The sequence below is a fragment of the Roseateles sp. GW821-FHT09H10 genome, from assembly GCF_059415865.1.
In genome coordinates, this window is record NZ_JBWKOB010000001.1 from 76,763 (window position 1) to 93,897 (window position 17,135).

The window sequence follows — 17,135 nt, forward strand, 5'->3', positions numbered from 1 at the left end:
CTACCCGCCGCGTCAACCCGGCGACATGACCTGCCGGGTCGTTGACTACCAGTTGCCGATGCTGGGGTTCTCGTAAGTGAATTCGTTGGGCACGCCGGCGTCGAAGTTGGTGTACGAGAAGGACATGCTCATCTCCAGCGACGTGACCTGGTGCCACCAGCCCAGCGGCAGGAAGAGGGTGTCGCCGGGCTCCAGCACCGTCTCCAGCACGACGGCCTCGCGCAGGCGGGGGTAGCGGGCGAAGTCGGGGGCGTCGAGGTCGATGGGGCTGTAGACGCCCATGCGGTTGTAGAGCAGCGGCGTCTGCAGCGGCGACACGAAGCGCCAGCGCTTGCGGCCGACGACCTGGGTGTGGAAGAGCATCAGCGTGTCGTGATGCAGGGGCGTGCGCGTGCCCGCCGGGCCGAACCAGAAGGAGGCCGCCGTGTGCAGCAGGGCCGGGTCGCAGATGGGCGGCATGCCGCCGATGTCCTGCAGCAGCGGCCTGAACTCGGGCCGGCGCATCATCTCGTCGTTGGCCGTCAGGTAGTGGTCGTTGGTGGCGCCGCCGCTGACGACGAGGTCGACGAACTCCGACACCTTCATGCGCTGGCGCAGCTTTTCCTTGTTCTGCTCGAACAGGGCGTCCTTGTTGCGGCCCACCTGCACGTCGACGTCGAGATGGCCGAAGCGGGCGCTGAGGTCGGCCGGCGACCAGCGCTGCATGGCCGGCCAGTCGTCGGCGATGTCGGTCAGCACGACGGGCCGGCAGCCGTAGACATAGCGTTCGAGGAATTCATCGCGGCCGACGCCGCGGCGCTTCTCGACGACGGCATAGCCCGGGTTCTGCTGCCAGACCTTCTGCAGATTGCCGCAGACCGTCTCCAGCTTGCGCAGCATCTGCTGGTGGCGGCGCGCGGCCTGGAAGACCGGGTCCTGCTCGATCTGGCCGATGGCGGCTGCGGCCAGCTCGGTGTCCTGGCCGGCGGTGATCATGGTGTCCAGCATGGAGGCCGGCGCGCAGTCCCAGAGCCGGTTCTCGGCCAGCCATTGCAGCCAGTCGGGCGTCAGGTCGAGCAGGGCCGCGGGGCGGGGCCGGGGCGGGGGCTTGATCGGGGAAAGCGTCATGGCGGAAACCGTTGGATGGCCGACGAGCGGGATTGTGGGGCCGTCGCCACTGGTATTGCCCAGCCGTCCTAGGGGAGGGCCTGCCGGATGCGCTCCACCACCAGACGCCCGGCCGGTGTCCAGGGTGCGATGAGTTCAAAGTGGCCTGCATCGTCGAGGTTGATCACCTCGACTTTGTCGCCGAGCGAGGCCGCCTTGGCGCGGTAATCGTCGCTGGCCGCCAGCGGCACGATGCGGTCGCGCCCGCCCTGCATCAGGGTCTGCGGCAGGCCCAGCGGCAGCAGGGCCAGCGGGGAGGTGTCCTGCAGGCGCTCGGCGCTGGGCGGCCCGCCCAGCAGCTGGTCGACGGACGTGCCGCAGAGCTTGTTGGCGGCGGCGTGGGCGAGGTCGGGAATGCCGGCCACAGCGACGACGGCGGGGATGGGCAGGGGTGCCGCGGGCTTGAGCGGGCCGCTGCCGATGCGCGGCCGAGCGGCGACCCACAAGGCCAGGTGGCCGCCGGCCGAGTGGCCGGTCGCGACGAGGCGCTTCAGGTCCAGCGGATAGCGCTGGGCGAGGACGCGCAGCCGGTCGGCGCCGCGGGCCACGTCGTCGAAGGTGCCCGGATAGCCGCCGCCGGCATGGCCGACGCGCCGGTAGCTGATGCTCCACACGGCCACGCCGGCGCTGCGCAGCGCGTCGGCCTGGAAGGCCAGCAGCTCCGGCCCCGGCAGGCTGGACTGCCAGCAGCCGCCGTGGATCATCAGCACGACCGGGTAGGGGCCGCGTCCCTTGGGCAGCCACAGCTCGCCGAACTGCTGGGGCGCGTCGCCATAGGCCAGGCGCTGGTCGGGCTGTGGCCTGTCGGGCCGGTCCAGGATGTCCAGGAAGCTCAGGTTCTGGGCGTCGGCGGCGAGGCTGGCCGTCAGCGCGAGGCTGGCCAGCAGGGCGGGGATCATGCGCATGGGGTCAACCAGTCTTGCAGTTGCTTCAGCACGGCGGCATCGGTCTGCAGGGCCAGATGGCCCAGGCCGGTGAAGAGGGCGGTATCGGTGAAGGCCAGTCGGCGTGCCGGCAGGCGATGCTGGCCGAGTGCACTGGCCAGGGGCACGAGACCATCGCCCAGCCAGCGGACGGGAGCGCCTATGGCTTTCGTGGCGGTCGTGGCCGCCACGGCATAGCAGGCGACGCCCTTGGGCAGCGGCAGCACGCTCGCCTTGCCTGCATCTGCTTCGAGCAGGCTGGCATGGCGCAGGTCGCGGATGCCGGCGCTGCGCCGCGCGGCCAGCAGGGCCAGTGGCCGCGAGTAGGCGCTGACGTTCAGCAACTGCTGCACCTGCTGGCCGCCGCGCTCCAGCGGCGCGCCCTGGTGGGGGGTGCCGAGCGTGACGAGACATTGGAGGCGCTTCAGCCACCGCTTGCGGCCGGCCTGGGCGATGGCACTGCGGATGACGAGGCCGCCCATGCTGTGGCCGATCAGTGTGATGGGGCCGGGCACGTCGTCGAGCAGCTCGGCGAGCTCGAGTCCATTGCGCCAGATGGGGCGGCCGCTGTTGTAGCGCAAGCCCAGCGGCCGGTAGCCCAGGGCGGCGAGGGCGGCGGGGAAGTCGGCGCCATCGCGGCGCCACTGCGCCTCGTTCATGCACAGGCCGTGCAGCATGACGAGCGGCGGGCCGGTCGCGCCGTCGACCAGCGGTCGCAGGCTCATGGACGTGGCCAGGGGATTGGCCGTGTCTTCGAGGTAGTCGCCGAGCACGCCGTTCAAGGCCGCTTGGACGGCATTGGCGCGGTCGGTGTCGGCCTGTTGAAGCAGTGGGGTCAGCGCGCCCAGGGCGATGTCCAGGCCGCCGCCAACCAGCTTCGTCACGCCGCGGACGCTGCGGTAGACGAGGCCGGTAATGCCGGTTGTTCTCTCGCGTTGCTGGGTCAGCGGTAGACGGGAGATTTCGGCATGCATGGCCTCGACGAGATTGGTGATGCCGGTGGTGGCGTCGATGGCGAGGCGGCTGGCGCCACGGAGTTGGTGGGGGTTGGGCATGGGGGGATCATGCCGTTGTTGGGGTGTGTGGAGGGGCTTTTGCTGAGGTCCTCATGACTCGCGTGCAGTGCCGCGGGAATCCGCCCCGCGATGGCGGGTAACTTTTCTCTGACGCGCCAGAGAAAAGTCACCAAAAGAGGAGCGCTCAATGCAATCCGCACTCGAGTGGGATGAAGCGCTCGCGTCGCTCGAAATGGGCCATGCCCCCAAGCGACCCGCTGCGCTCTCGCTGCTGTCCCTGTGAAGAGCGCCATCCATTGCCCCTTCACGCCCCTTAACGCCGGCTGCACGCCGGGCTCATCAGGAATACCGAGCAGCCGCGTCGCCCGAGCGACGCTGCATTCGTCTTTGCTCGTGAGCCCGGCGTGCAGCCGCGCGTCGGACGGGCTGCTGGTGGGATGGATGCTGCTCGTGACAAGTCAGACGCGAGAGCGCAGCGGCTCGCTTCTTGCCGAAATGCCAGCGGGTTGTTTTCGCGCGCCGTTCTTCCCGGTGCCGCGATGGTGTGCGGTTCAGGGCCTCTTCTTTGGTGGCTTTCTTCTGGCCCCGCAGAAGAAAGTTACCCGGCCGCCGGGACGGACTCCCGGCAATGCAGCGAGCAGCAGCGTTCTTCGCAACAGCAACCCAACCACCCTCACATCTGCCGAAACAGATGCGCGCAACTCTCCGCCACCAACAGCATCTCCGTGCCGTGCTTCAGCTTGATCTGCATCCTTCCCCTGAAGTCCCGGCTCACACTTGCAATGGCGTTGACGTTCACGAGCGTCGAGCGATGGATCTGCCAGAACTGCTGCGGGTCGAGCTCGTCGATGAGCTCCTTCAGCGGCTTGCGGATCAGGGCCTCGCCGTCCTTCAGCGCCAGCCGGGTGTACTTGTTGTCGCTCTGGAAGAACATCACCTCGTCGACGGTGATGAGTCTCAGGGTCTGGCCCACCGAGGCATTGATCCAGCGCAGCGGCGCCCGCGTGGCGGACGGCGCCACCGCGGGGCGGGCCGTGAGTTCGTCCAGCACGCCGCCAAGCTGGGCCGGCGCCTGGCCCAGGCGGGCCTTCAGCCGCGAGATGGCGGTGAACAGCCGCGCACCGGCCAGGGGCTTGAGCAGGTAGTCGACGGCGCCCTGGTCGAAGGCGGCGATGGCGTATTGGTCGTAGGCGGTGACGAAGACGACGTGGGCGCGGCCATTGACCTGGCGGGCCACGTCGATGCCGGTGGCGCCGGGCATCTCGATGTCGAGGAAGAGGATGTCGGGCTGGTGCTCGTCGAGCAGGCGCAGGGCTTCCAGGCCGTCGGCGGCCTCGCCGACGATGCTGAGGTCGGGCCAGAGCTTGCCGAGCTGTTCGACCAGTTCGCCGCGCAGAGGCGCTTCGTCTTCGGCAACCACCGCGGTCGGGGCGATCAGGCTCACGTGGGCAACTCCAGGGTGAATTCGGTGCGGCCGTCGCCGCTCGTGCAGACGAGTTTCGCGTCCAGCACGGCAAGGCGCTCGCGCAGCGAGGCGAGGTCGGCATCGTCGCTGCACAGGCCCGCCTGATCAAAGCCCAGCGTGATGCGACCATCAACGCGCAGCCAGCAATGCCGGGGATGCCCCAGGCGCACGGCGCGCTGCACCAGGGGCAGCAGCAGCATGGGCGGCAGCTGGGTCGCGCCACGCGAGCCGAGTTCGCAGTCGAAGACCGGCGGCGCGCCGCCCAGGTCGCGCAGCAGGTCGAGATAGCTGGCGATCAGCTCGGCCTCGCCGCCCAGCGTGGCGCCGGCGTCGCGCAGCCGCGGCAGGGCCACGCGCAGGTGGCGGATCAGCCGCTCCAGGCGGGCGCTGGCGGAGAGATCCTGGCGGCCATAGGCCTGTTCGACGGCGACCAGGGCGTCGAACAGCAGGGCCGGGTCGACCTGGGCCTGCAGGGCGGCCAGGCGCGAGGCCAGCGCGGTCCTGCGCAGCTGGCTGTGCTCGCGCAGCAGGTCCTGGGCGGCCTGGTCCTGGCGGCGGCGCACCGTGCGGAACTCCAGCACGCCGACGACCATCAGCGCCGGCATGAAGATCCACAGCGTGTCGCCGATGACGGCCGTGAAGCGGAACATCATGCACTTGGACTTGCCGTAGGTCTGGGCATAGAGGTCGCACAGCGACGGCCCGGGCAGGACCGCGCCCAGCGCATAGGTGCCGATGATGGCCAGCGCAGCGCCCAGGGCCGCGGCCGCCACCAGGCGCTGGCGCCGCGCCGGGTGGGCGGGATGGCTGCGCGCGGCCGGCAGCCAGCACAGCAGCAGCACGGCGCCGCTGACCAGAGGCAGGGTGATGTGACGGGCCAGCACCTGCAGCAACTGGTCGCCGACGCGCAGCTCCAGCAGCGACGTCAGGTCGAGGGTGCCATAGAGCAGGGCGGCGCCGAAGAAGACCAGGGCCTCAGGCCAGCGCAGCGAGCGCCAGGATTGCCAGACATGCCGGATCATCTGGTGCACTCCAGCTGTGTTCGCGGGCCGAGCGCTGGGCCGCTCCCGAGCCGGCCCGTCCGGCGATGTGCTTGCCGGTCAATCCGGCAAGCATCGCCGTCCCCACGGGGGACCGGCTGGACTTGTCCGCGTGCAGCGGTGCAAGGCTGGACGAGGGGCAGCTTCATGCCAGCGCCTCCGCCGGCAGATTCACGCGAGCGATGACGCCGCGCGGCTGGGCGGCTTCCAGCTCCAGCGTGGCCGCGTCCCCGAAGCGCGCGGCGAGGCGGGCCCGCGTGTTGGCCAGGCCGACACCGGCGCCGCCGCTGGCCGCGCCGAAGCCCTGGCCGTCGTCGGCCACTTCGACGCTCAGGCCGCCGTCGGCGGCGTGGCGGGCGCGGATGACGATGCGCCCGCCCTCGGGCAGGGGCGACAGGCCGTGCTTGATGGCGTTCTCCACCAGCGTCGGCAGCACCAGCGTCGGCAGATGGGCCGTCAGCAGTTCGGGCGGTGCCTCGATATCGAAGGACAGGCGCTCGCCCATGCGCATCTGCAGGATGGCGAGGTAGTGGCGCACCAGCTCCAGCTCCTCGGCCAGCGTCGATTCCTGCTTGCGCATGCCGGGCAGGGCCGCGCGCAGGTAGGCGATCAGGGCCACCAGCATGTTGCGGCCGCGCTCGGGCTGGGTCTCGTACAGGCGCTTGACGTTGGCCAGGGTGTTGAACAGGAAGTGGGGCTCGATCTGGGCGGTCAGCGCCGACAGCTGGGCCTCGGTCTGCTGGGTCTTCAGCGCCTCGCGCTCGCGGAACAGGCGGGTCAGCTCGTCACGGCCCTCGCGCTGGGCGCGGCTGAAGAGCAGCAGCGCATAGGCAATGCCGCCCAGCAGGGCCCACAGCACGATGGTGGAGATGACCCAGCCGATCTTGACCTTGTTGTCGGTGCCCATGGACGTGATCGCCCAGCGCAGAAAGGTGCCCAGCGCGGCGCCGGAGCTGACGGCCAGGGCCTGCACCGTCAGCGCGGCCGGCAGCGTCCACCGCCGGCTGGCCAGCAGGGCCTCGGCCAAGGCCACCATCAGCAGCAGGGAGATGCCGGTCAGCAGGCATTGGCGGCTGAAGCGGATCAGGTCGAAGAAGGCGTCGCCCAGGTCGCCGCCTTCGCCATACCAGGTCAGCGCCCGCGAGACGGCATAGAGCAGGCAGAAATAGTAGACGCCGGCCAGCATGCGCAGATTGCAGACACGGCGAAAGGCTTGCAGTGGGCTGAGGTCCTCCATCCGGGCCATTCTCGGCGGGGCGCCGGCAGCGGGGGCGGGATGCGACAAAACCGGGAATAGACGGCGCCAAGCCGGCTATGGCCGGTTCGACAAACTGGGGATCGACGACGCAGTCGGCGTCAGCGCGCTGAGCGCGATCCGGCGCGAAGCCGGCTATGGCGGGCCCGGCAGCCGCGGTCAGCCGTGGGCGGCGGCGGCGATCAGGGCCTTGAGCTCGCGCTCCGAGGCGGCCGGATCACCCAGGTTGACCTCGATGAGGCGGCGCAGATGGGTGATGGACTCGATGTCGATGCTGCGGCACAGCACGCCGGCGTGGCTGTTCTCGATATGGGCCAGCTCGCCGGCCATGGAGATGATGATGTCGCCGGTGGCCAGCGGCAGCTTGACCAGGCAGGGCATGCCGACCTGGGGCGCGCGTCCCGCCGGCAGCTGCAGCAGCACGCCCTTGAGGGAGATGTCCAGCACCTGGCAGAGCAGATGCTCCTGCGTGGTGATCAGCTCGGCGCCGGAGGCAAAGGCGACACGGGCGAATTGGCGGCGTTCGGTGCTGATGATGGTCTCCCTGATCGGGCCAGCCCGGGAAGGTGGGTCCGGACTATCCTAGACGAAAGGCTCCAGCGCGGCACTGCTGCTGAAGACGGTGCTGTGGTCCACCGCCTGCTGCAGGCGCTCCGGCGCCAGCGAGGCCAGGCCCATGGCTTCCAGCATGAACCAGGCGGCGCGCAGCAGGGCGACGATCTCGTCGCGCGTGCCGTCGACCTCGACCGGCGACTCGTCCCAGTCGCGCGAGGGGGCCTGTCGCGGCGCGACGACGGCCGGCCGATGGGCCCGGGCGATGCGGGCCAGCAGTTCGCGGGTGTCCACCGTGGCGCTCGGGGCATCGATGAGGCGCACCAGGTCGCCGAGCTGCTGCTCGGCCGCGGCGGCCAGCAGGCGTGCGGCCTGATCGGCACCGCCCGCCAGATAGAGGCCGGCAGCGAGGTCGGCGTATTCGAGGGCGGCGGACAGCCGCTGGAGGTCGGGGTTGGACGACATGGCCATCGAGTCTAGGTTGTGTGCAGCAGCAACGGGCGGCCAAACTTCACACTGCTTTGCGTATGCTGACCCCTCCAATGAGGGACCCCAGGAGGGCTGCCGTGATCGACCGCCGCCAGCATCTGCAACACCTCGCCGCCCTGGCCTCGGCCGTGGCCCTGCCCGCCAGCGCGGCGGACGACAAGGACGGCACCTATGACGAGGAGTCCGTCCTCCAGGCTGCAACCGATTTCTTCGGTGAGACGACCGAAGGCCTGGCCAAGGTCATCGAGAAGGCCTTCAAGGACCAGGGCCGCCCCAATGCCTATATCAGGGGCCAGGAGGCCAGCGGCGCGCTCACCGTGGGCCTGCGTTATGGCGACGGCGAACTGCTGATGAAGGGCGGCGGCAAGGCCCGGGTCTATTGGGCCGGCCCTTCCATCGGCTTCGACGTTGGCGGCAATGCCTCCAAGGTCTTCACGCTGATCTACCACCTGCCCAAGGCCAGCGCCATCTACCAGCGCTTCCCCGGTGTGGACGGCAGCCTCTATTACGTCGGCGGCGCCGGCATCAACTACCAGCGGCTCAAGGGCATCGTGCTGGCGCCCATCCGGCTGGGCGTGGGCCTGCGCGCCGGGGCCAGCGTCGGCTATATCCATTACCGGCGCGAGAAGAGCATCAATCCGTTCTGAAGTGGCTGCGCCGGGAGGCGTAGACTGTATTTTCATACAGCATTGAATTGGGGCGACCGTGACCACGACCACCGACCTGCCCGTGCAGGACATCAGCAGCGAAGTCCTCATCGAGAAATACGCCAAGGGCGGCGAGCTGCACGCCGACGAGCTGCGCGAGCGCGTCGCCCGTGCCCTGGCCCAGGCCGAGAAGCCGGCCGAGCGCGCCAGGTGGACGACGGCCTTCCTGGAAGCCCAGCAACGCGGCTTCGTGCCGGCCGGCCGCATCATGTCGGCCGCCGGCACCGAGCTGTCGGCCACGCTGATCAACTGCTTCGTGCAGCCGGTGGGCGACTCCATCGCCACGCCCGAGGACGGTGTGCCCGGCATCTACACGGCCCTGACCGAAGCCGCCGAGACCATGCGCCGCGGCGGGGGCGTGGGCTACGACTTCAGCCGCATCCGCCCGCTGGGCGCCTGGGTGGGCTCGACGCGCAGCCATGCCTCCGGCCCCCTCAGCTATATGCGCGTGTTTGACCGCAGCTGCGAGACGGTCGAGAGCGCCGGCAGCCGCCGCGGCGCGCAGATGGGCGTGCTGCGCTGCGACCACCCCGACATCGAGGCCTTCATCCACGCCAAGGACGAAGGCGACCTGCGCAACTTCAACATCTCCATCGGCGTCACCGACGCCTTCATGGAGGCCGTGCAGGGCGACGGCACGGTGGAGCTCGCACACAAGGCGCAACCGAGCGCCGAGCAGATCGAGGCCGGCGCCTACCAGCGCGGCGACGGCCAGTGGGTCTACCGCAAGGTGCGCGCCCGCGAGCTGTGGGATCAGGTCATGCGCTCCACCTACGACCACGCCGAACCGGGCGTGCTCTTCCTGGACCGCATCAACGCCGACAACAACCTGCATTACTGCGAGACGATTGCGGCGACGAACCCGTGCGTGACGGCGGACACCTGGGCGATGACCAGCGAAGGTCCGCGGCAGGTGGGCGAGCTGATCGGCAAGCCCTTCCACGCCATCGTCGACGGCAAGGCCTACGCGACCGAGTCGACCGGCTTCTTCGCCACCGGGGTGAAGCCCGTGCTGCGCCTGCGTACCCGTGAGGGCCATGAGCTGCGATTGACGGGCGACCATCCGGTGCGCCGTGTCACGCGCAAAACCCGCTATCTCGTCGAGGCCGAGTGGGCTCCCGCAGCTGACGTGAAGCCCGGCGACGAACTGATGCTGCACGACCACCGTGCGCTGCAGGGTTGGGAAGGGCCACGCAGCGAGGCCGAAGGCTATCTGCTCGGCCTGCTGATCGGCGACGGCACTCTGAAGACCGACAAGGCCGTGCTGTCCGTCTGGGCGCCCGAGCTGAAGGCGGTCGGCAGCGATGTGAGCCATCGACCGGCCAGCGTCGACAGCGTGATGCACGCGGCGGAGACGGCGATGCGGGAGGCTATCGTCAGCCGGCACGACTTCCGCGGTTGGCAACGCCCCGTCGCCGGCCGTGGCGAGTTCCGGCTTGCGTCCAGCGGCCTGCGCGATCTGGCTCAGGCCTTGGGCGCCGCACCCGGCAACAAGCGCATCACTGCGGAGATGGAGGCGACCTCATCGGAGTTCCATCGCGGCCTGCTGAGGGGGCTTTTCGATGCCGATGGTTCGGTGCAGGGCGCGCAAGACAAAGGGGTCAGCGTTCGCCTGACTCAGGCCGATCTGGTGCAACTGCAGGCTGCTCAACGCATGCTGGCGCGGCTGGGTGTTGCGTCGACGATCTATCGCCACCGCCTTCCCGCCGGCCTGCAGCGCATGCCGGACGGTCGCGGCGGCGAGCGTGACTACAGGCGCCAAGCGGTTCATGAGCTGGTCATCAGCGGCGACAACCTGCGCCGCTATGCCGAGCAGGTGGGCTTCGAGGACAGCGCCAAGCAGTCGCGCCTCGAAGAATTGCTGGGCACCTACCGTCGCGAGCTGAATCGCGAGCGCTTCACGGCCACGGTCGAGGCCATGGAGCCCGACGGCGTCGAAACGGTCTACGACGTGACCGTCGAGCACGTCCACGCCTTCGATGCTAACGGTCTGTATGTGCACAATTGTGCTGAACAACCGCTTCCGCCCTACGGCTGCTGCTGCCTCGGCTCCATCGACCTGACGCGCTTTGTGCGCGACCCCTTCAGCGCCAGGCCGGTGTTCGACGAAGCCGGCTTTGCCGAGGTCGTGGCGGTGGCCACGCGCATGCTGGACAACGTGCTGGACGTGACGCCCTGGCCGCTGCCGGCGCAGGCCCAGGAGGCCAGCAACAAGCGCCGCGTCGGCCTCGGGTTCACCGGCCTGGGCGACGCCCTCGTCATGCTCAACCTGCGCTACGACACGCAGGCCGCGCGCGACATGGCCAGCCATATCAGCGAGGTCATGCGCGATGCTTCGTATGCGGCATCCAGCGACCTCGCCGCCGAGCGCGGCAGCTTCCCGCTGTTCAATGCCGATCTGTATCTGTCCGGCGGCAGCTTCGCATCGCGCCTGCCGCAGGGGCTGAAGGACAAGATCCGTTCGCAGGGCCTGCGCAACTCGCATCTGCTGTCCATCGCACCCACCGGCACCATCAGCCTGGCCTTTGCCGACAACGCGAGCAACGGCATCGAGCCGGCCTTCTCCTGGACCTACACGCGCAAGAAGCGCCTGCCCCAGACCGAGGGCGGTGGCTTCAAGGAGTACCAGGTCGAGGACCATGCCTGGCGCCTGTATCGCCATCTGTTCGGCACCGACGCGCCGCTCAGCGATGCCTTCGTCACCGCACTGGAACTGAGCGCGGCCGACCACGCCTCCATGGTCGCAGCTGTCGCGCCTTACATCGACACGTCCATCAGCAAGACGGTCAATGTGCCGGCCGACTATCCGTATGAGGACTTCCAGGGCCTCTACATCCAGGCCTGGCAGACCAAGCTCAAGGGCCTGGCCACCTACCGGCCCAACAGCGTGCTGGGTTCGGTGCTCAGCGTGACACCCGAGGTCAAGCAGCCAGAACCGCTGCGTGCGGAAGTGGACGGCACCAACCAGCGCCTGCGCGTCGAGCGCCTGCCCAATGCCGTCGTCGCCTCGCTGCGCTGGCCCAGCCGGCCCGACATGCCCGGCGGCAATCCGGCCTGGAGCTATCTGATTCAGCACCCGCATGGCGACTTCGCTCTCTTCATCGGCGAGCTGCCGCTGGAAGGCCCCGATGCCGGCCTGTTCGGCCGCAACCTGCCTTTCGAGGTCTGGGTCAACGGCGCCGAGCAGCCGCGCGGCCTGTCGGCCCTGGCCAAGACCCTGTCCATGGACCTGCGCACCAACGACGCGGCCTGGCTGCGCCTGAAGCTCGATGCGCTGGCCACCGTGGCCGAGGAGCGCGCCTTCGAGATGCCCATGCCGCCCAGCGGCGAGAAGCGCCTCTTCCCCGGCGTCGTCGCGGCGACGGCCGCCGTCATCCGCTGGCGCTGCGAACAGCTCGGCGCGCTGCAGGAGGGCGGCGCCACGCCGGTGGTCGACGCCATGTTCAGCCGCAACGAGCCGCGCACCGGCACCTCCGGCACGCTGGCCTGGGCCGTGGACGTGGACAACCCGGCCACCAACGAGCAGTTCACGCTGACGCTGAAGGAAGTCGTGCTGCCCACACCGGACGGTGGCACGGTCACGCGGCCCTGTGCCATGGGCTTCTCGGGCAACTATCCCAAGGCGCTGGACGGCCTGGCCCGGTTGCTGTCGCTGGACATGCGCGTGATGGACCCCGGCTGGATCGCGATGAAGCTGCGCAAGCTGCTCAATGTCGGCGAGCCGCTCGGCCACTTCATGGCGCCGGTGCCTTCACTCAACGGCGAACGCCGCCAGCAGGTCTGGCCGTCGACGGTGGCCTATGTGGCGCGGCTGGTCATCCACCGCTACGCCATGCTCGGCATCCTCGACGAAGCCGGCCAGCCGCTGACCGACATGGGCCTGCTGCAGACGCCCGCGCCCAAGCTCGCCGCGGCCGCCGGCACCCTGCAGGTCCAGGCCGGCAAGCCCTGCCCCGAGTGCGGCAACGCGACCATGATCCACAAGGACGGCTGCGATTTCTGCACGGCTTGTGGGTATGTGGGGCAGTGCGGGTGAGTGAGGGGCGCTGTCGCGCCCTTGTCTGACATCCAGCTTGTGCTGAGAGGGCTAGCTTCAGTGTTCCATTGCTGTGGAGCACGTCATGTCCGATCAAACCATCGACCCGGGCCGCATTCGGATCAATCCGGGCGACGACGATGAACTGCAGGGCTGGGCCGAGAAGTTAGAGGTCACGCCCGATGTGCTCATCGCCGCGGTGAAAGCCGTGGGTGACAGCGCAGACGACGTGGCGGCCTATCTGGACCGCCAGCGGGAACTCCAGCGGGAGATTGACAGCGAGGATGCGCAGTTGCGGCACGAGAGCGCCATGTGAGCTAGCCGGCGGGCTGGACCAGATTCACCGCCACCGGCTGCCTGCCATCCAGGATGTCCGTCGTGACCTCCCGCAGCACGATGGCGCCATGCCGCTTGCGCCAGATGTCCCAGAGCTGGGCGGCGTCGGCGTCGATGCTGGACGGCCCCTTGAGTGCATAGGTGCGGCCCGTCTTGGTCGTCACCTCCTCGGTGTCGATGTGCACGAAGGCCACGGCGGAGGAAACCTTGGCGCTGTGCTCGTGCTCGATATAGCCGACGAGATGCCAGGTCGGCGCGTCGTAGGCCGGCACCTGGACCTCCCAGGCCCGCCAGCGGACCAGCACGATGCGTGGTTCCTGCGAGAAGGGCGTGGAGATCCAGAAGCCGCTCATGCCTGCACTGCCCTGGCTTGAAGCGGGCGCGCCGGCGGCGTGCGGTGGGCACTGCGGCGGCCTTGGCGCACGCGACGCCAGAGCGGCAGCGGCAGGGCCTGCGGCGCGCGCAACTCGGGTCCGGGGTCGCCGAACCAGTTCGGCGTGCAGAAGCGGAAGGGTATTCGCATGCGAGGGCCTCGCACTCAACCGTGAGCGCTGGTTGACGATGCCTCGCGTCGGGGTGCAGGGCTGTAGGACTTGGTGCTGCTTACAAGCCAGCCGGTGGACGGCGGCACCGGGTCATTTCAAGCAAGACCCTCTTCATCCTCGCCGCGACGCCACCTGAGCCTGGACGACAGCATCACCGCCCCGGCCAGCATCAGGCCCCAGCTGCCGGGTTCCGGCACGGCGGCCACGCGCAGGATGAGGTGGTTGTCGAAGTCGCCGACATACAGCGCACCGTCGGGGCCGAAGGCGATCTCCGCGCTGTTGGGGCTGAAGCCGGTGCCGACCACCGTGCCCTGTCCGGCCGCGTCGAAACGCCACAGCACGCCGCTGAGCGCGTCGAGGGCATAGAGCTGGTCGCCAAAGGCGCCGCCACGGCCGAAATCGATGGCCGGTGAGGGGTTCAGGCCGGCGATGAAGCTGCCGTTGACCAGGCTGCCGTCAGCGGCGTGCACGCTGATGCCCCCGTCGCTGCGCGAGGTGTAGATCTGGTTGCTGGCGCTGATGGCGATGGAGTCGGGAGCCTGGCCGCCGGCCTCGATGAACAGCTGGGTCAGCACGCCGCCCTCGGCGGCCCACACGGCGCGCCGGTTCGGGTCGCCATTGCCGTTGTCGGTGAACAGCAGCCGGCCGTTGCGGTCGAAGGCCAGGTCGCCGACGTTGCTGAAGCCGGATGCGCCCGAGAACAGCACGGCCGCGGTCTGGTCCGGCCGGATGGCGGTGATGGCATCGCCGCCCACCAGCACGGAGCCCGCAACGCCCGAGATCGCGCCCGCAGCGTCGAACAGCACCGCGTCGGGATCGAAGATGGCCGGGCCATAGCTGCCAACGACTCCTCCGCCCGGTGCCACGCGGTGCAGGCTGGCGCCGCCGATCGCGTTGTCGGTATTGCCGATGAAGAGGCTGCCGTCGCTGCCGAAGCTGATGCGGTTGTGGGCCGCCACCACCGCGTGGGTCGTGACCGTGAAGCCCGGCACCACCGGTGCGGCGACAGCCTGTGAGAGGGCCGCGAACAGCGCGGTGGCGGCGGCCCCTGTCGAGATGAACTTGCGCATGGCGCCTCCTGGTCAGATGCGCCGCAGTCTGCGCATCCAGCGTCTCCGCACCGTCTCAGTGGCCGGCAGGGCAGGGCTCAGGGAGATTTCGCCGCGCTCGGCGGGCTGGCCGACCATTGCTGGCGGTACTCGGCCCGGTAGGGCAGCAGGTCGTCGACCTCCAGCTGGCCCAGCTCGCGCAGCAACTCGGTCGTGACGGCGATCGGGCGGGCGACGCGGCCGCTGGGCGGCTGCCTGGCAAAGGCCCGCCGCAATTCGTCGGCCAGCTGCCAGCCGTGCAGGCCGGTGGGTTCGGCGATGGTGGCGAGCTGCTGGGAGCGGCCGGAGCGGATGCGGCTCAGCGCCGTGCGCGAGCCGTCGCCGGCGGCGATGCCGACGATGTCGCGCCGGCCCAGGGCCTGGAGCGGGAAATGCATGGAGTCCATGTAGACGTCGTTGATCGCCAGCACATGGGTCCAGCGCCTGCCGAAGCGCTGCTGCAGCTTCTCCAGCGCCGCCGGCATTTCCCTGGCGGCGCTGGAGATGGGCAGGTCCTCGACGGCCAGCAGCTCGCAGCGGGCGCAGCGCGCCAGGGCCTCGCGCATGCGCAGGGTCTTGACGTTGGCGATGTCGAAACGGCCATCGTTGAAGATGACGACGCCGGCCTGGGCACCCGGTGCCGGCGCGACCAGGGCCGCGGCCATGTCGGCGACGGCCAGCGGGTCGGTGCTGACATTGGCGAACAGATAGGGCGTCGGGCCATGGCGCGCCGATGCATGCCAGCCCACCAGCGCGGGTAAACGGCGCGAGGAGGTGGCCAGCCGGTCGGCGATGTCGGCCTCGTCGAAGCCGCCGAGCACGATGCCGTCGGCGCCGGCCTTCAGGGCTTCATCGAAGAGGCGCCGGATGGTCGCCTTGTCGCCCTTGCCGTTGACGATGCTCAGGGTCCAGCCGAGCTCCTGGCAGGCCTGCTCGAAACCACGGTAGACGGTGGTGATGCCGCCGTTGCGGAAATCCTCGGCCAGGAAGACGACGCGCCGGGGCGCGCCCGGAGAGGGTTCGAGCCGTTGTGCGATCGCGGTGCTCAAGCCCAGGGCGCCCAGCAAGCCGAGCATCGAGCGGCGCGGCAGGCTGGTGCTGAAGCGGGCGGGCGTCATGCATGCAGCCTACCCTGCATTCGCCTGCGGCGGGCGTCGTCAGTAGATGTCGACCTTGACCTTGTCCACCGTGTAGCGGCCGCTGCCGTAATAGCCCTTGCTAGTCGCGTCGCGCGTGAAGCGCAGGCGGATGGTGGGCGAGCCGCCGGGATAGTTGGGGCCGCTGCTGTAGACCGGCACCGGTGCCGTGCCGATATTGGTCGTCGGCGTCTGGTCGACGGTGCGGGTCAGGGTCTTGGAGGTCTCCAGCGCCGCGAAGATGTCGGCCGAGTTGTAGGCGCTGCTGTAGTAGTAGGCCGTGCCGATGGCGCTCTTGCTGCTGGTCACGACCTTGCTCGAATAGTTGTATCTGTCGCCCGGCGTCAGGAGGCTCACGCGCAGGCCGTTGATCTTGTAGTAGCTGCCGGTCTGCACGCTGGCGCTGGCGGTGTCGACGATGAGCAGCTTGTTGGTACCGTAGACCGTGGCCGTCTGCGCGGAGGTGTCGACGACCACGCCAGTGTTCTCGTCAACGCCGAAGCCCTGGGCCACGCTCAGGTCGCGCAGGGCGGCGGCGAGGCGGCCGAGGCGGCCGGAGCGCGAATCGAAATGCGTGTCGCTGAGGATGCCGGCGGGCAGATAGCCCAGGGCCTTCATCGTCGCGCCGTTTTCCAGGTAGCGCAGGGCCGAGAGGCCGTCGCGCGTATCGCCCAGCGTGGCGTAGCCGGTGACCGGTGCGGTGGGCAGGTCGGCGCCGTAGTAGAGATAGCCATAGCTGACGCCGGCCGCATGCATGTTGACGTTGAGCGCGTGGTTGCCGGCCGAGTCGCCGGCGATGACGATGCTGCCGCCGCCGTTGCTCCAGCGGCTGCGCAGGGCCGCGGCCAGAGGCGTGTCGGCGCCGCTGTCGGTCAGCAGGGTGCGGATGATCTTGGCCTGGTCGCCACCGACGAACCACACCGCATCGGCTTGGTTGAGGATGGCGATGTTGGCCTGGCCCTCGGGCGTGCTGCTGCTGCTGTGCACGCCGTAGTTGTCGACGTGGGCAGTGATGAACTTCGGCGAGAAGCCGTGGGTCTGGAAGAGGTTGTAGTAGCCGCGCTTCAGCGGGCTGGAGCCGCTGGCAGGGATGTCGTTGTTGAAGGCGTCCAGCCCGGTGGCGTAGCTGTCCTTGGCGGCGGTGACGACGGCGATGCGCGGGCAGACCGTGGTGTTCCAGTTGGTGCCGCAATTGCTGGTGCTGTTGATGTTGGGCGTGAAGCCCGTGTCGCGCCCGGTGGCCTTGCGCAGGCCGTTGACGAAGAGGTCGGTGTTGGTGTCCTCATAGGCACCGCCAGACAGGAAGAGCTTGCCGGCCGCGGCCGGCAAGGACACGGCGGCCAGCGCGCCGCACAACAGGAATCCCACGACAGATTTCATGTGCTCTCCAAACGGAGGAGG

15 protein-coding genes are annotated in these 17,135 nt (G+C 69.3%); 3 read left to right on the forward strand and 12 right to left on the reverse strand.

The window, feature by feature from the left end:
• Window positions 1–45 precede the first annotated feature (45 nt).
• From AC07OY_RS00340 to AC07OY_RS00375, 8 genes are all read right to left on the reverse strand, one after another.
• Entirely contained in the window at window positions 46–1,107 is a 1,062-nt protein-coding gene (locus tag AC07OY_RS00340; RefSeq protein ID WP_495040533.1) for a cupin-like domain-containing protein, read from the reverse strand.
• Between the two features lie 68 nt (window positions 1,108–1,175).
• Window positions 1,176–2,051 (reverse strand): alpha/beta hydrolase, encoded by an 876-nt coding sequence (locus AC07OY_RS00345; RefSeq protein ID WP_495040534.1) that lies wholly within the window; start codon window positions 2,049–2,051, stop codon window positions 1,176–1,178.
• Window positions 2,042–3,124: a lipase family alpha/beta hydrolase gene (locus AC07OY_RS00350; RefSeq protein ID WP_495040535.1), complete on the reverse strand. Its 1,083-nt coding sequence runs from the start codon at window positions 3,122–3,124 to the stop codon at window positions 2,042–2,044. The genes AC07OY_RS00345 and AC07OY_RS00350 overlap by 10 nt, the downstream gene beginning before the upstream one ends.
• A gap of 634 nt (window positions 3,125–3,758) precedes the next feature.
• On the reverse strand, window positions 3,759–4,529 hold the full coding sequence (locus tag AC07OY_RS00355) for a LytR/AlgR family response regulator transcription factor (RefSeq protein ID WP_495040536.1): 771 nt from the start codon (window positions 4,527–4,529) through the stop codon (window positions 3,759–3,761).
• Window positions 4,526–5,572, reverse strand: a complete 1,047-nt coding sequence (locus AC07OY_RS00360; protein WP_495040537.1) for a histidine kinase — start codon at window positions 5,570–5,572, stop codon at window positions 4,526–4,528. Before AC07OY_RS00360 ends, AC07OY_RS00355 begins: the two co-directional genes overlap by 4 nt.
• Before the next feature lie 163 nt (window positions 5,573–5,735).
• Window positions 5,736–6,827 (reverse strand): sensor histidine kinase, encoded by a 1,092-nt coding sequence (locus AC07OY_RS00365; RefSeq protein WP_495040538.1) that lies wholly within the window; start codon window positions 6,825–6,827, stop codon window positions 5,736–5,738.
• A gap of 177 nt (window positions 6,828–7,004) precedes the next feature.
• Window positions 7,005–7,394, reverse strand: a complete 390-nt coding sequence (locus tag AC07OY_RS00370; RefSeq protein WP_495041950.1) for a PilZ domain-containing protein — start codon at window positions 7,392–7,394, stop codon at window positions 7,005–7,007.
• A 33-nt stretch (window positions 7,395–7,427) separates the two neighbouring features.
• Window positions 7,428–7,862 (reverse strand): hypothetical protein, encoded by a 435-nt coding sequence (locus AC07OY_RS00375; RefSeq protein ID WP_495040539.1) that lies wholly within the window; start codon window positions 7,860–7,862, stop codon window positions 7,428–7,430.
• 101 nt (window positions 7,863–7,963) lie between these two features.
• Between AC07OY_RS00375 and AC07OY_RS00380 the strand changes: the two genes are divergently transcribed.
• The 3 genes from AC07OY_RS00380 to AC07OY_RS00390 all read left to right on the forward strand — a co-directional run bounded on the left by AC07OY_RS00380 (window position 7,964) and on the right by AC07OY_RS00390 (window position 12,945).
• Complete coding sequence (locus AC07OY_RS00380) at window positions 7,964–8,533, forward strand: DUF1134 domain-containing protein (protein WP_495040540.1); 570 nt, start codon at window positions 7,964–7,966, stop codon at window positions 8,531–8,533.
• Window positions 8,534–8,591: 58 nt separating this feature from the next.
• On the forward strand, window positions 8,592–12,629 hold the full coding sequence (locus AC07OY_RS00385) for a ribonucleotide reductase barrel domain-containing protein (RefSeq protein WP_495040541.1): 4,038 nt from the start codon (window positions 8,592–8,594) through the stop codon (window positions 12,627–12,629).
• Window positions 12,630–12,714: 85 nt separating this feature from the next.
• Window positions 12,715–12,945, forward strand: coding sequence for a DUF3606 domain-containing protein (locus AC07OY_RS00390; RefSeq protein ID WP_495040542.1), 231 nt, complete (start codon window positions 12,715–12,717; stop codon window positions 12,943–12,945).
• A 1-nt stretch (window position 12,946) separates the two neighbouring features.
• On the opposite strand, the gene AC07OY_RS00395 is transcribed toward AC07OY_RS00390, so the two are convergent.
• From AC07OY_RS00395 to AC07OY_RS00410, 4 genes are all read right to left on the reverse strand, one after another.
• Window positions 12,947–13,318: a hypothetical protein gene (locus AC07OY_RS00395; protein ID WP_495040543.1), complete on the reverse strand. Its 372-nt coding sequence runs from the start codon at window positions 13,316–13,318 to the stop codon at window positions 12,947–12,949.
• Between the two features lie 287 nt (window positions 13,319–13,605).
• On the reverse strand, window positions 13,606–14,580 hold the full coding sequence (locus tag AC07OY_RS00400) for a PEP-CTERM sorting domain-containing protein (RefSeq protein ID WP_495040544.1): 975 nt from the start codon (window positions 14,578–14,580) through the stop codon (window positions 13,606–13,608).
• A gap of 77 nt (window positions 14,581–14,657) precedes the next feature.
• Complete coding sequence (locus AC07OY_RS00405; RefSeq protein ID WP_495040545.1) at window positions 14,658–15,716, reverse strand: substrate-binding domain-containing protein; 1,059 nt, start codon at window positions 15,714–15,716, stop codon at window positions 14,658–14,660.
• A gap of 39 nt (window positions 15,717–15,755) precedes the next feature.
• A complete protein-coding gene (locus tag AC07OY_RS00410) occupies window positions 15,756–17,114 on the reverse strand; it encodes a cyanophycinase (protein ID WP_495040546.1) in 1,359 nt (452 codons plus the stop codon).
• Window positions 17,115–17,135: the final 21 nt, after the last annotated feature.